Source organism: Gordonia hankookensis (assembly GCF_014673215.1).
Classification (GTDB): Bacteria; Actinomycetota; Actinomycetes; order Mycobacteriales; family Mycobacteriaceae; genus Gordonia; species Gordonia hankookensis.
In genome coordinates this window covers 377869-390847 of sequence record NZ_JACWMS010000001.1, presented here as the reverse complement: position 1 = coordinate 390847, position 12979 = coordinate 377869, and the positions used below count along the sequence as shown (strand labels likewise).

At 66.0% G+C, this 12979-nt stretch carries 12 protein-coding genes and 2 tRNA genes; 9 read left to right on the top strand and 5 right to left on the bottom strand.

Going from position 1 to position 12979, the window contains the following annotated elements; translation table 11 throughout:
* Positions 1 to 22: 22 nt before the first annotated feature.
* The 5 genes from IDF66_RS01800 (at position 23) to IDF66_RS01780 (ending at position 3484) form a co-directional block, all read left to right on the top strand.
* Positions 23 to 796: a fumarylacetoacetate hydrolase family protein gene (locus IDF66_RS01800; RefSeq protein WP_190265527.1), complete on the top strand. Its 774-nt coding sequence runs from the start codon at positions 23 to 25 to the stop codon at positions 794 to 796.
* Positions 793 to 1614, top strand: a complete 822-nt coding sequence (locus IDF66_RS01795; RefSeq protein WP_164309090.1) for an alpha/beta fold hydrolase — start codon at positions 793 to 795, stop codon at positions 1612 to 1614. The genes IDF66_RS01800 and IDF66_RS01795 overlap by 4 nt, the downstream gene beginning before the upstream one ends.
* Before the next feature lie 62 nt (positions 1615 to 1676).
* Complete coding sequence (gltX, locus tag IDF66_RS01790; protein ID WP_190265526.1) at positions 1677 to 3152, top strand: glutamate--tRNA ligase; 1476 nt, start codon at positions 1677 to 1679, stop codon at positions 3150 to 3152.
* A 109-nt stretch (positions 3153 to 3261) separates the two neighbouring features.
* A tRNA-Gln gene (locus tag IDF66_RS01785) sits at positions 3262 to 3333 on the top strand.
* A 78-nt stretch (positions 3334 to 3411) separates the two neighbouring features.
* Positions 3412 to 3484, top strand: a tRNA-Glu gene (locus IDF66_RS01780).
* Between the two features lie 98 nt (positions 3485 to 3582).
* On the opposite strand, the gene IDF66_RS01775 is transcribed toward IDF66_RS01780, so the two are convergent.
* Positions 3583 to 4080, bottom strand: coding sequence for a pyridoxamine 5'-phosphate oxidase family protein (locus tag IDF66_RS01775; RefSeq protein WP_164309092.1), 498 nt, complete (start codon positions 4078 to 4080; stop codon positions 3583 to 3585).
* A 70-nt stretch (positions 4081 to 4150) separates the two neighbouring features.
* Positions 4151 to 4885: an IclR family transcriptional regulator gene (locus IDF66_RS01770; RefSeq protein ID WP_164309093.1), complete on the bottom strand. Its 735-nt coding sequence runs from the start codon at positions 4883 to 4885 to the stop codon at positions 4151 to 4153.
* Between the two features lie 92 nt (positions 4886 to 4977).
* Here IDF66_RS01770 and leuC point away from each other — a divergent pair, with 92 nt between their 5' ends.
* The 3 genes from leuC to IDF66_RS01755 all read left to right on the top strand — a co-directional run bounded on the left by leuC (position 4978) and on the right by IDF66_RS01755 (position 7806).
* A complete protein-coding gene (leuC, locus tag IDF66_RS01765) occupies positions 4978 to 6414 on the top strand; it encodes a 3-isopropylmalate dehydratase large subunit (RefSeq protein ID WP_190265525.1) in 1437 nt (478 codons plus the stop codon).
* A gap of 34 nt (positions 6415 to 6448) precedes the next feature.
* Positions 6449 to 7042, top strand: coding sequence for a 3-isopropylmalate dehydratase small subunit (gene leuD / locus IDF66_RS01760; RefSeq protein WP_164309095.1), 594 nt, complete (start codon positions 6449 to 6451; stop codon positions 7040 to 7042).
* Positions 7043 to 7206: 164 nt separating this feature from the next.
* Positions 7207 to 7806 (top strand): HU family DNA-binding protein, encoded by a 600-nt coding sequence (locus tag IDF66_RS01755; RefSeq protein WP_164309096.1) that lies wholly within the window; start codon positions 7207 to 7209, stop codon positions 7804 to 7806.
* A gap of 69 nt (positions 7807 to 7875) precedes the next feature.
* Here the strand turns inward: IDF66_RS01755 and IDF66_RS01750 are convergent, their stop codons facing one another.
* The 3 genes from IDF66_RS01750 to cofC all read right to left on the bottom strand — a co-directional run bounded on the left by IDF66_RS01750 (position 7876) and on the right by cofC (position 11832).
* Positions 7876 to 8799 (bottom strand): NUDIX hydrolase, encoded by a 924-nt coding sequence (locus IDF66_RS01750; RefSeq protein WP_164309097.1) that lies wholly within the window; start codon positions 8797 to 8799, stop codon positions 7876 to 7878.
* Between the two features lie 37 nt (positions 8800 to 8836).
* Entirely contained in the window at positions 8837 to 11023 is a 2187-nt protein-coding gene (locus IDF66_RS01745) for an RNA degradosome polyphosphate kinase (protein ID WP_164309098.1), read from the bottom strand.
* Between the two features lie 68 nt (positions 11024 to 11091).
* Positions 11092 to 11832: a 2-phospho-L-lactate guanylyltransferase gene (gene cofC / locus IDF66_RS01740; RefSeq protein WP_203588610.1), complete on the bottom strand. Its 741-nt coding sequence runs from the start codon at positions 11830 to 11832 to the stop codon at positions 11092 to 11094.
* A 124-nt stretch (positions 11833 to 11956) separates the two neighbouring features.
* Between cofC and IDF66_RS01735 the strand changes: the two genes are divergently transcribed.
* Positions 11957 to 12961: an NAD(P)H-dependent glycerol-3-phosphate dehydrogenase gene (locus tag IDF66_RS01735; RefSeq protein WP_164309100.1), complete on the top strand. Its 1005-nt coding sequence runs from the start codon at positions 11957 to 11959 to the stop codon at positions 12959 to 12961.
* Positions 12962 to 12979: the final 18 nt, after the last annotated feature.

The window sequence follows — 12979 nt, the reverse complement described above, 5'->3', positions numbered from 1 at the left end:
GCCGGTGCGATAATGTCGTGCCATGCGTTTAGGACGAGTTGCCAGCCCAGACGGGGTCGCGTTTGTCTCCATCGAAGACGTCGACGGTGGGCAGCGGGCACGCGAGATCGCGGAGCATCCGTTCGGCACCCCGACGTTCACCGGGCGGTCGTGGGCGCTTGCCGATGTGCGTTTGCTCGCGCCCATTCTCGCGTCGAAGGTCATCTGCATCGGGAAGAACTACGCCGCTCACGTCGCCGAGATGGGTGGGGAGGCGCCGGCGGACCCGGTGATATTCCTGAAGCCCAACACGTCGATCATCGGTCCGGAGGTGCCCATCGTGCGCCCGCCGAGTTCGGAGCGCGTCGATTTCGAGGGTGAACTCGCGGTCGTGATCGGCCAGCCGTGCAAGGACGTGAGCGCCGCCAAGGCCAAGGACGTCATTCTCGGCTACACCGTCGCCAACGACGTGACCGCCCGCGATCAGCAGAAGGCGGACGGACAGTGGACCCGCGGCAAGGGCTACGACACGTTCTGCCCGCTCGGTCCATGGATCGAGACCGAGTTCGATCCTGCCGACGCCGAATTGGTCACCGAACTCGACGGCGAGGTGACCCAGCGGTCGAGGACCTCGTCGATGCTGCACGACGTGGGGTCGATCGTCGAGTGGATCTCGCGCGTCATGACGCTGCTGCCCGGTGACGTCATCCTGACCGGAACGCCGGAGGGCGTGGGCCCGATGACGGCCGGACAACGGGTCTCGGTGACCGTGGAAGGAATCGGGACACTCGTCAATCCGGTGGTGGACAAGCCGTGAGGGGCCCGAAGGTCGCGCAGGTCAACGGGATAGAGATCGCCTACGAGGAGTTCGGTTCAGGTCCGCTGGTGGTGCTCGTGATGGGGACCGGTAGTCCCGGGCGGGTGTGGCAGGCCCACCAGCAACCGGCGCTCACCAAGGCGGGCTTTCGGGTGGTGACCTTCGACAATCGGGGAATCGCCCCCTCGTCGGAGTGTGCTGACGGGTTCTCCCACGACGACATGGTTGCCGACACCGCGGCGCTCATCGAGCATCTCGCCAGTGGTCCGGCCTTCGTCGTCGGGACCTCGCTGGGGGCGCGGATCACCCAGGAACTGGCGCTGGCGCGGCCCGACGTCGTGAAGGCGGCGGTGATGATCGCCACGTATGGTCGCAACACCCCGTTGCAGCAGGCCATCTCGGCGGGGGAGCGCGCCCTGTACGACAGCAAGATCACCCTGCCGCCGGACTACGCGGCCGCGATCACTGCCCACCTGAATCTGTCGCCGCACACGCTCGACGACGACCGCACGGCGAAGGACTGGCTCGACGTCATCGGCTTCTCGCCGCAGACGGTCACGCCGGGAGTGCGTGCACAGCTCGCCTTGCACGACCATGAGGCCGACCGTCTGGGCGCGTATCGGGGTATCACCCGGCCGTCGATGGTCATCGGATTCGCCGACGATCGCACTCTGCCGCCGAAGCTCGCGCGTGAGGTTGCCGAGGCGATCCCGGGGGCCCGGTACGAAGAGGTGGCCAAGGCGGGACACTTCGGCTACCTCGAACAGCCTGCCGAGGTGAACCGGCTTCTCGTGGACTTCCTGGCCGCACAGGCCTGAGCGTCCGGTCGTAGATCGGACGGGGAACCGACGGCGGCGCTCGATTCGATACGCTGACCTCCATGAGTGGCTCCGATGTGCGCGTCCGTTTCTGCCCGTCCCCGACCGGAACTCCGCATGTCGGTCTCGCCCGGACGGCATTGTTCAACTTCGCCCAGGCCCGGCACGACGGCGGCACGTTCGTCTTCCGGATCGAGGACACCGACGCCGCGCGCGACAGTGAGGAGTCCTACGCCGCGATCCTCGACGCGCTGCGGTGGCTCGGGCTCGAGTGGGACGAGGGCCCCGAGGTGGGCGGGCCCTATGGGCCGTACCGGCAGTCGGAGCGCCGCGCGACCCACCTCGACGTGGTCGCCCAACTGCTGGCCGCGGGAGAGGCCTACGAGGCCTACTCGACACCCGAAGAGGTCGAGGCGCGCCACCGTGCGGCGGGCCGCGATCCCAAACTCGGATATGACAACTTCGACCGCGACCTGACCGACGAGCAGCGCGCCGCCTTGGCCGCCGAAGGGCGCAAACCCGTTGTCCGCCTGCGCATGCCGGACCACGACCTGGTGTGGGACGACCTGGTCCGTGGCACCACGACGATCAAGGCAGGCACGGTCCCCGACTTCGCCCTCACCCGGGCGACCGGCGATCCGCTGTACACACTGGTCAATCCGGTCGACGACGCGATGATGAAGATCACCCACGTGTTGCGGGGAGAAGATCTGCTCTCCTCGACGCCCCGGCAGATCGCGCTCTACGAGGCGTTGACCCGGATCGGGATCGCCGACCGTGTTCCGGAGTTCGGGCACCTGCCGTTCGTGATGGGGGAGGGCAACAAGAAGCTGTCCAAGCGTGATCCGGAATCGAACCTGTTCCACCATCGTGACCGCGGATTCATCCCCGAGGGGCTGCTGAACTACCTCGCCCTCCTCGGTTGGGGCTACTCCCATGAGACCGACGTCTTCTCCCTCGACGAGATGATCGCGGCTTTCGATGTGCGTCAGGTCAATTCGAATCCCGCCCGGTTCGATCAGAAGAAGGCGGACGCGATCAATGCCGAACACATCCGCGCTCTCGAACCGGGCGACTTCGCTGCTCGACTCAAGGACTATCTCATCGTGCACGGCAAGTTGGCTGAGCCGATCGATGACGCGTCGTTCACCGCGCTCGCCGAGTTGGTGCAGACACGCATCCAGGTCCTCGGGGACGCCTGGTCGCTGATGTCGTTCCTGTATGTCTCCGACGCCGATTTCGTCATCGACGAGAAATCGGCGGCCAAGAATCTCGGCGCCGACGCCGGTGAGGTCCTCGACGCCGCGGTCGCCGCGCTGGACGGGCTCCCGGCATGGACGGGCCCGCAGATCGAGGAGGCCTTGAAGGAGGCGCTGGTCGACACGCTCGGACTCAAACCGCGTAAGGCGTTCGGTCCTGTCCGGGTGGCCGTGACCGGCTCCCAGGTGAGCCCGCCGCTCTTCGAATCGATGGAGCTGCTCGGCCGCGACAAGAGCCTCGCGCGCCTTGGCGCGGCGCGTGAAACCGTGCCGAGCTAGCGCCTTGACCTGGCGATTTGTGAACTGAGGGTGCCCCTCGGTACTCTTCTCCTCGGTCCTTTTCAGACTGGCCGGGCGCTGAGTCCAGCCAGCCGGGAAGGGAAAACCTTGGGGTATGGTGTAATTGGCAACACAGCGGTTTCTGGTACCGCCATTCTAGGTTCGAGTCCTGGTACCCCAGCGAGTCCTCGGGTGGCCGACCTCGAACCGAGGCCGTATCCCGTAGATTCACAGATGTACAACTGAACATTCAGTTCCTGGCCCCGTCGTCTAGCGGCCTAGGACGCCGCCCTCTCAAGGCGGTAGCGCGGGTTCGAATCCCGTCGGGGCTACACAACAAAGAGACCCCCTCACCTGCAATGAAGCAGGGGAGGGGGTTTCTTTGTGTCTGAAGGTCGGGGCGTGTTCTCCGGTCCTCCGGATTCGCGCGTCACGCCCCGGGCGCGGTGCTCCCGGCGACGGGCATCTCGGGCAACCCGAGTTTGCGGTGGTCCCACGATCGGATGCGTCCCGGGACGATGCGGACCGCGACTCGCTTGTTCATCATCTGCTCGACGAACGGACGTGACTCCTCGGTGTACGGGGCCGTGTAGCGCTCCCACACACTGATCCCCACTTTCAGGCAGGAATCCGGGTCGTCGAGGATCTCGGCGGTCCCTTCGAAGGAGACGCCACGCAGCGTGTCGTAGGTGTCGCCATCCTCGATCAGGACCGAACACCGATTGTTGCGTCGTAGGTTGACGGCCTTCTGCGACTTGGCCTTGGTCTCGAACCAGATCTCGCCGTCGACCACGCCGTACCACATGGCGACGAGATGAATGCTCCCGTCCGAACCGGTGGTCGCGAGCGTCGCGGTTCTCCCGTTCGTGACGAATTCGTTGATCTCGGTCTCGGACATGACGATCTGATTGCGCTGATTGACTCCCATGCTCTGACGCTAACCGACCGGCTGCGACGGCGTGCAGGCGATCGGCGCGCGGGCGGTCACGGCCCTCGCGTCAGCCACGTGCGGGTTGCAGTCTCTTGTGGATCGCGTCCGCGGCGGCGAGAAGGTCGGCGGCCCATCGGGCGCCGGGGCGACGACCCATCCGGTCGATCGGCCCGGAGACCGAGATCGCGGCGACCACCTCGCCGGTCGCGTCGCGTACCGGCGCCGAGACACTCGCCACCCCGGCGGCCCGTTCCCCGGCGCTCTGCGCCCACCCCCGGCGCCGGATCTCGTGCAATGCGCGTTCACCGAAGACGCTGTCGTGCAGCAGCGCCCGCTGGGTGCCGGGTTCGGCCCACGCGAGCAGGACCTTGGCGGCCGAGCCGGCGCTCATCGGAAACCGGGTGCCGACCGGAACGGTGTCGCGGAGACCGGTCAGTGGTTCCATGGCGGCGATACAGACACGTTCGGCACCCTCGCGGCGGTAGAGCTGTACCGATTCGCCGGTGATCTCGCGCAGGCGCGGCAGTACCATCAACGCGGCCTCGCGGACCGGATCGTGCGCCGATGCCGCGAGTTCGCTCAGTGCAGGACCGGGATACCAGCGTCCGGCGGCATTGCGCGCGAGCAGACGGTGGGTCTCGAGCCCGACGGCGAGGCGGTGCGCGGTGGCCCGCGGAAGACCGGTGCGATCGCACAATTCGGTCAGGTTGCGGGGCGCCTCGGCGATGGCCCGCAGAACTATCACCGATTTGTCGAGGACACCGATTCCACTGCTGGGCTCCGATGCGTTATCCTTTCCCATAGGACGATACTAGCGTTCCAAATAGTGAGATGCACGTCTGACCCGGGAGCGGGTGGCGTGCCGTGACGATCCGAACAGATGCGAGTACAGCCATGAGTTACAGCCCAAACACACCGCGTACTCTCGCCGAAAAGGTGTGGGATGACCACGTCGTCGTGCGCGGCGAAGAAGACGCGTCCGGGAATCGCAATCCCGACCTCATCTACATCGATCTCCACCTCGTCCACGAGGTGACCAGTCCGCAGGCCTTCGACGGTCTCCGTCTCGCGGACCGTCCGGTGCGTCGGCCCGACCTGACCATCGCCACCGAAGACCACAACGTCCCGACGGTCGACATCTTCAAGCCGATCGCCGACGAGGTCTCGCGCACGCAGGTGGAGACGTTGCGCCGCAACTGCGAGGAGTTCGGCATCCGTCTGCATCCGATGGGCGATGCGGAACAGGGCATCGTGCACGTCGTCGGTCCGCAGCTCGGCCTGACGCAGCCCGGGATGACCGTGGTGTGTGGAGACAGTCACACCTCGACGCACGGCGCATTCGGTGCCCTGGCAATGGGAATCGGTACCTCCGAGGTCGAGCACGTACTGGCCACTCAGACACTGTCGTTGCGCCCGTTCCGCACGATGGCGATCACCGTCGACGGCGAACTGCCGGCGGGGGTGACGAGCAAGGATCTGATCCTCGCCGTCATCGCGGAGATCGGCACCGGTGGTGGCCAGGGCTACGTCCTCGAGTACCGGGGATCGGCCATCGAGAAGCTCTCGATGGAGGCGCGAATGACGATCTGCAACATGTCGATCGAGGCGGGCGCACGTGCCGGCATGATCGCCCCGGACCAGGTGACCTACGAATTCTTGAGGGGCAGGCCCAACGCGCCGACAGGTTCGGAATGGGATGACGCCGTCGCGTACTGGGACAGTCTGCGGACCGACGCCGGTGCCGAGTTCGACGCCGAGGTCCACATCGATGCCACGAAACTGACGCCGTTCGTCACCTGGGGCACCAACCCCGGGCAAGGCCTTCCGCTGGCCGCGCGCGTGCCGGATCCGGCCGAGATCGCCGACGAGAACGCTGCGAGCGCCGCTCGTCGTGCACTCGAGTACATGGACCTGAAGCCGGGAATGCCCTTGCGGGACGTGAAGGTCGACACCGTGTTCGTCGGGTCGTGCACCAATGGCCGCATCGAGGATCTGCGTGCGGTGGCCGATGTCCTCAAGGGTCGCAAGGTCGCCGACGGCATGCGGATGCTCATCGTTCCGGGTTCGATGCGCGTGCGGGCACAGGCCGAAGACGAAGGTCTCGGTGAGATCTTCACCGCGGCCGGCGCCGATTGGCGCCAGGCCGGTTGCTCGATGTGTCTGGGAATGAACCCGGATCAGCTCACCCCCGGGGAGCGATGCGCATCGACATCGAATCGCAACTTCGAAGGGCGGCAGGGTAAGGGTGGTCGAACTCACCTGGTCTCACCGGCCGTGGCCGCGGCCACGGCCATTCGAGGCACGCTCTCCGCTCCCGCGGATCTCGCCTGACCGCCGCCCCCACTCCTCAGATCGGAATCGGACCATGGACCCCATCATCACTCACACCGGGATCGGTGTGCCGCTGCGCCGCAGCAATGTCGACACCGACCAGATCATCCCGGCCGTCTACCTGAAGCGGGTGACCCGCACAGGTTTTGAAGACGGTCTCTTCGCCGGGTGGCGCACCGACCCGGACTTCATCCTCAACAACGAGCCGTGGAGCAACGGCTCGATTCTGGTAGCCGGTCCCGATTTCGGTACCGGATCGTCGCGCGAGCACGCGGTCTGGGCTCTGTCGGACTTCGGCTTTCGGGTCGTGATCTCGTCGCGGTTCGCAGACATCTTCCGCGGCAACGCCGGCAAGGCAGGCCTGGTCGCCGCCCAGGTGGAGCAGTCGGACGTCGAACTGCTGTGGAAGCGGCTCGAAGAGCAGCCAGGCCTGGAACTGACGGTCAGTCTTGCCGATCGGACGATCACCGCGGCAGACCTAGTGGTGCCGTTGGCAATTGATGACTACACGAGATGGCGTCTGATGGAGGGCCTGGACGACATCGGCCTGACATTACGCCAGGTAGAAGCGATTTCTGAGTTCGAGACCTCGCGTCCTCGCTTCAAGCCGGTCACCCTCGACAGCTGAAATTCGCGGCCTGGAAACTCCCTCCCCGGAAAGCGATTGCTGCTTTCGATTTCGCAACATGCCTGGTTAATTGGCGTGGAAGATGGACGTTTTCGAATTGGACGTTTACCGTGTGGAGATAGCTGGCTTTACAGATGGGTCAGAACAGCTTGCGGAGGTTTTCAATGAACAAGGCAGAGCTCATCGATGAGCTGACCAAGAAGCTGGATGCGGATCGCAAGACTGCGACTGCCGCTGTCGAGCTTGTCGTCGACACGATCGTGCGCGCGGTGAACAAGGGTGAGAGTGTCACCATCACCGGCTTCGGCGTGTTCGAGAAGCGGAGGCGCGCCCCACGCGTCGCCCGCAACCCGCGCACCGGTGAGACCGTGAAGGTGCGTGCCACTTCGGTTCCCGCGTTCCGTCCGGGAGCGCAGTTCAAGGCTGTCGTCGCGGGTAAGCAGAAGCTCGCCTCGTCCGGCCCGGCGGTGAAGCGTGGCAGCGGTGCCGCGGCGGCCCCGGCGAAGAAGACCGCGGCGAAGAAGGCCACCCCGGCCAAGAAGACCGCGGCGAAGAAGGCCACCCCGGCCAAGAAGGCGGCGCCGGCCAAGAAGGCGGCACCCGCCAAGAAGACCGCAGCCAAGAAGGCTCCGGCCAAGAAGGCGGCACCCGCCAAGAAGACCGCAGCCAAGAAGGCTCCGGCCAAGAAGGCTCCGGCGAAGAAGGCTCCGGCCAAGAAGACCGCAGCCAAGAAGGCTCCGGCCAAGAAGGCCACACGACGCTGAGGCGTCCTGAGTCACCCGACATCAGCCTCCGACGTTCTTCCCTCGTCGGGGGCTGATGTGTGTCCGGGGTCAGGACTCGACGTCGATGTCGGTGTGCGCCAGTGGGCTGTCGATGTGGTCGGCGGCGAGCAGCTTCCCCTGATGGATCGACAGCACCCAGACACTCGCCTTGCGATTGCGTTTGGGCGGCAGCGTGATGCCATCCTGATCTGACCACCATCGCATCATCGGCGGGATGACCTTGCCCTGACTGCAGACCGCGTGGATGGCCGAGGTGTCCCATGCGATCTCACGGATGCGCTGGTGTGCCCGCTGCGGGTCGGCCAGGTAGGCCTCTTCGGACAGCGTGGGTTCGGGGACCGTCACCACCCCGAGATCGTGCGCCAGCGGTGCGAGGGTCTGCTCGCACCGGACCCGATCGGCCGCGTGTAGTCGCTCGGCCCCGAAGGTCTCGAGCAGGCCGGCCAGTTGGCGGGCCTCGTGGCGGCCCGTGCGATCAAGGGGCCGCAGTCGGTCGTCGCCTTTGTAGCGTGACCTCCGCCCGGCTCGCGCGTGGCGGACGAGCAACAACGTGTGGACGTCGGTGGGGAGTCTGTCGAACTCGGTGAGAATCGCCCGATCCAGTCGGTAGCTCAATTTTTCGGTGGCGGTGGCCATGTCGAGCCAGCGGAGTTCGTCCACCTCGTGGCTGGGTTCGAATTCGCCGCCGAGGGCCCGTGCTGCCCAGTACCGCACACGCTTGCGGTTGCCGTTCGGCAGCACATACCCGACGTCGCGCAGATGCCGCCCCAGCCGGGCCTGCTGTCCTGTCTCCTCACGGATCTCGCGCGCAGCGGTGGCGATCAAGGTCTCGCCTGCGTCGATCTTTCCCTTGGGCAGGGTCCAGTCGTCATAGTCGGGTCGGTGGACCACCGCGACCTCGACCTGCCCGTCGCGAGTCGGGCGCCACAGGACGCCGCCGGCAGCCCAGACCGTCTTCGTTGTCTTCGACATCGACACGAATCCTAGGGGTTCGATGTTGCGAGAACGGTTACGGATTCGGGTCCGGTCGGCGACGATTGCGTCGGATCATCTGACGCTGGTGATCGCGGACCTCTTCTCCTTCGGCCGGTGAGGCGACCCAGCTCCCATCCGAGTGGAGCACCCAGCACCGTGTGCGCGGGTCGAGTGCGGAGGCGAACATGTCGCCGAGTTCGGAGGTGAGGCGTTCGTCGCGGACCTGGACCATGACCTCGACACGGCGATCGAGATTGCGGTGCATCATGTCGGCACTGCCGATCCAGTATTCATTCTGGGCGCCGAAATGCAGTATTCGCGAATGCTCCAGGAATTGCCCCAGAATCGAGCGCACGACGATGTTGTCGCTGATCCCCGCCATTCCAGGACGGAGCGCACAGATACCGCGCACCACGATCTCGACCGGAACGCCGCTCTGCGAGGCCCGATAGAGGGCATCGATCACCTGCTCGTCGACGAGCGCGTTGGCCTTGAGCTGGATCAGCGCACTGGTGTCGCCTTGGCGGTGGCGTTCGATCTCGCCGTCGATCCGGGCGATGATCCCGGACCGGATGCCGTGCGGGGCGACCAGGATGTTGCGGTACTCCATCTTTCGCGAGTAGCCGGTGAGGGTGTTGAAGAGGTCGGTGAGGTCGGCGCCGATGTCGGGTGCGGCGGTGAACAAACCGACGTCCTCGTACAGACGGGCGGTCTTGGGGTTGTAGTTGCCCGTGCCGATGTGGCAATAGCGACGGATCACCGACCCCTCGCGACGGACCACGAGGCACGTCTTGCAGTGTGTCTTCAACCCGACGAGGCCGTAGACCACGTGCACGCCCGCCTGCTCGAGCTGCCTGGCCCACTTGATGTTCGCCTGCTCGTCGAAGCGCGCCTTGATCTCCACCAGTGCGACGACCTGTTTGCCCGCCTCGGCGGCATCGATCAGCGCGTTGACGATCGGTGAATCACCGGACGTGCGATACAGGGTCTGCTTGATCGCGAGCACCTGAGGGTCGGCGGCGGCCTGTTCGATGAATCGTTGGACGCTGGTGGAGAAGGAGTCGTACGGGTGGTGCACGAGCACGTCGCCCTCGCGCAACGTCGAGAAGACACTCTTGGGCGTCTCGCGCTCGCCGAAGGCCGGATGGGTGGCGGGGACGAAGGGACGGTCCTTGAGATGGGGACGATCGAGCCCGTGGATCTCGAACAGGCATGACAGGTCAAGAAGACCGGGCACCTGGATGACATCGGCGGGATTCACGTCGAGTTCGCGCAACAGGAGTTCGAGCATGTGCTCACTCATGTCGTCGGCCACCTCGAGTCGCACAGGCGAACCGAAGCGCCTGCGTGCGAGTTCGCGTTCGAGTGCCTGCAACAGGTCCTCGTCACGGTCCTCTTCGACCTCGAAGTCGGCGTTACGGGTGATCCGGAAGACATGGTGTTCAACGATTTCCATGCCAGGGAAAAGGTGTTCGAGGTTGGCCGCGATCAACGTCTCCAACGGCAGGAAGATCGCCCGCTGGTCGGAGTCCTTCGACGAGCCGGAGCCCCGCCGCATCAGCCGGTCGACGCGGACGAAGCGATTGACGTTGTCGGGCACCTTCACACGCGCGAAGTGCTCGCCGCCCTCCGCGCGATCCTTCACGGTCACCGCCAGATTGAGTGACAATCCGCTGATGTAGGGGAATGGATGCGCCGGATCGACCGCGAGCGGGGTGAGGACGGGGAACACGTCCTCGTGGAAATGATCGACCAGGCGGGCCTTCTCGTCGTCGTTCAGTTCCGCCCAGGTGACGACGTGGATGTCGTTCTCCGCCAGGTTCGGGCGAACCGAGTCGAGGAAGACCCGGGCGTGCCGGTCGGCGATGGTCTGTGTGCGCCCGGCGATCCGCAGCAACTGTTCGCGTGGCGACAGACCGTCGGCGGAACGCACGGAGAGCCCGGTCTCGTCGCGACGCTTGAGTCCGGCGACGCGGACCATGAAGAATTCGTCGAGGTTGGACGAGAAGATCGCGAGGAATTTTGCGCGCTCGAGCAACGGCATCGAGACGTCCTCGGCGAGCGCGAGCACTCGCGAGTTGAAATCGAGCCAGCTCAGTTCGCGATTGAGGTAGCGGTCATCGGGCAGGTCCGCGGACTCGTCGGGAAGCAGCGTCGCGGCCGGGGGCGCACCGGGGATGGACGTGATCGGTTGGGTGGCGATGTCGTCGGCGGGGCTCACCGTTCAATCATGACGCATCGGCCGTGTCGTGACACGTCTGCCCGGTGGTGGCTTGTGCGCGGTACCGGTCAGGTGCCGTTACCGATCGGAACGGTGTCGTCGGCGGAGCACTCGCGGTCCGCCAGCGCCGCCACGGTGTGCGGGCCCAGACCGAGTGATCGTGCGACCTCCAGATCCTCGGCGGTGTCGACGTCGGTGCGCAGGTCGGGCCAGTGCTCATGCTGTGGGTCGATCTCGACGGCTCCTGAATTCCGGTGTTCTGCAGCGGAATTCGGACCAAAATGGGGCGGTCCGGCGAGTGACGTGTCGCGCAGGAGGATGGTTGTTCCGCTGCCGTCGCGATCGGTGAGCAGGGCGTGCGGGTGGGCCCCGGCGGCGGCGATCACCTCGCGGAGGCTCCCGGCACCGGCTGCGGGCAGATCGGCCTGGACGAACATCACCCGCCGGGCGGAAGGCCATCGATCCCGCGCCACCGTCGTGGCATGCGCGAACGCGAGATTCAGCCGAGTCACCCCACTCGATCCGGAGTCGGACGGTTCGCGGACCCCGACGGCCCCCGCGGCACCCGCCGCGGTCAACACGGCATCGTCGGGACTGATCACGATGACGCGCCCGATTCCCGCGGCCTCGACGGCCTCGACGGTGTCGACCATCATCGCCAGCACGAGAGCACGGTGCAGGGGACCGTGACCGGGCCCCCGGCTCGCGGCCAGACGTGTCTTGGCCTGCTCGAGGCGCTTGACCGCCATCACCGCGACGACATCACCCAGGCCACGACCGCCCGGACCCGGATGCGATGGCGTGTCCATGGCCTCCATGATGCCGACCCGTCGACCGGGGTGGTCACGGGCACCCCACAAAGGATTCGTCGCCGGGCCCGGCGTGCCACGCACTAGGCTGAGGGCGGCAGTGGTGGTCGGCGAAGGAGTGGTCGTGCGTGCGGTGGTGATGGGTGCCGGGTCGTGGGGGACGGCCACGGCGAAGGTGCTGGTCGATGCGGGTACGGACACGACCATCTGGGCCCGGCGTCCGGAACTGGCCGATCGGATCAACAGCGATCACACGAATGTCGACTATCTCCCGGGCATCACGTTGCCCGACCAGCTGGTCGCGACGAGTTCGATCCCCGACGCCCTGACGGGCGCCGATGTGGTGGTGTGCGCGGTACCGTCTCAGTCGCTGCGCGCGAACCTGACCGACTGGCTGCCGCATGTGACACCGGAGACCACCTACGTCTCGCTCGCCAAGGGGGTCGAGACGAGCACATTGCTACGGATGAGCGAAGTGATCGCCGAGGTCTCCGGCGTCCCGGCCGGACAGGTGGCGGTGTTGTCGGGGCCCAATCTGGCACGTGAGGTGGCCGAGGGTCAGCCTGCGGCCACGGTGATCGCGTGCACCGACGATGGACGCGCACGAGAACTGCAGCACTCCTTCAACACCGGATACTTCCGGCCCTACACGAACACCGATGTGGTCGGCTGCGAGATCGGCGGGGCGGTGAAGAACGTCATCGCGCTCGCCTGCGGGATGGCCAGCGGAGTGGGGTTCGGACAGAACACCCTGGCGACGATCATCACCCGCGGCCTCGCGGAGACAATCCGCCTCGGGGTGGCCGTCGGTGCGCAGATCGAGACGCTCGCGGGGCTGGCGGGGATCGGTGATCTGGTCGCCACGTGTTCGTCTCCGTTGTCACGCAACCGGACGTTCGGCGCCCGGCTCGGTGAGGGCCTGTCACTCACCGAAGCGCAGGAAGCGACCCACGGCCAGGTGGCCGAGGGCGTCAAGTCGTGCACCTCGGTGCGTGCCCTGGCCGACAAATTCGACGTCGAGATGCCCCTGACCGACGCGGTCCACCAGGTCTGTCACGGTGGGCTGTCGGTCGCCGACGCGATCAGCTCGCTGCTCGGTCGCAGCACCAAACCCGAGATCTACGAGTGAGTTTCGATCGGGTTCCGG

Excerpts from the sequence above, each read along its gene's own strand:
- IDF66_RS01800 (WP_190265527.1), top strand. The coding sequence starts at position 23 with ATGCGTTTAGGACGAGTTGCCAGCCCAGACGGGGTCGCGTTTGTCTCC.
- gltX (WP_190265526.1), top strand. The coding sequence starts at position 1,677 with ATGAGTGGCTCCGATGTGCGCGTCCGTTTCTGCCCGTCCCCGACCGGA.
- IDF66_RS01775 (WP_164309092.1), bottom strand. The coding sequence starts at position 4,080 with ATGGGAGTCAATCAGCGCAATCAGATCGTCATGTCCGAGACCGAGATC.
- IDF66_RS01770 (WP_164309093.1), bottom strand. The coding sequence starts at position 4,885 with ATGGGAAAGGATAACGCATCGGAGCCCAGCAGTGGAATCGGTGTCCTC.
- leuC (WP_190265525.1), top strand. The coding sequence starts at position 4,978 with ATGAGTTACAGCCCAAACACACCGCGTACTCTCGCCGAAAAGGTGTGG.
- leuD (WP_164309095.1), top strand. The coding sequence starts at position 6,449 with ATGGACCCCATCATCACTCACACCGGGATCGGTGTGCCGCTGCGCCGC.
- IDF66_RS01755 (WP_164309096.1), top strand. The coding sequence starts at position 7,207 with ATGAACAAGGCAGAGCTCATCGATGAGCTGACCAAGAAGCTGGATGCG.
- IDF66_RS01750 (WP_164309097.1), bottom strand. The coding sequence starts at position 8,799 with ATGTCGAAGACAACGAAGACGGTCTGGGCTGCCGGCGGCGTCCTGTGG.
- cofC (WP_203588610.1), bottom strand. The coding sequence starts at position 11,832 with ATGGACACGCCATCGCATCCGGGTCCGGGCGGTCGTGGCCTGGGTGAT.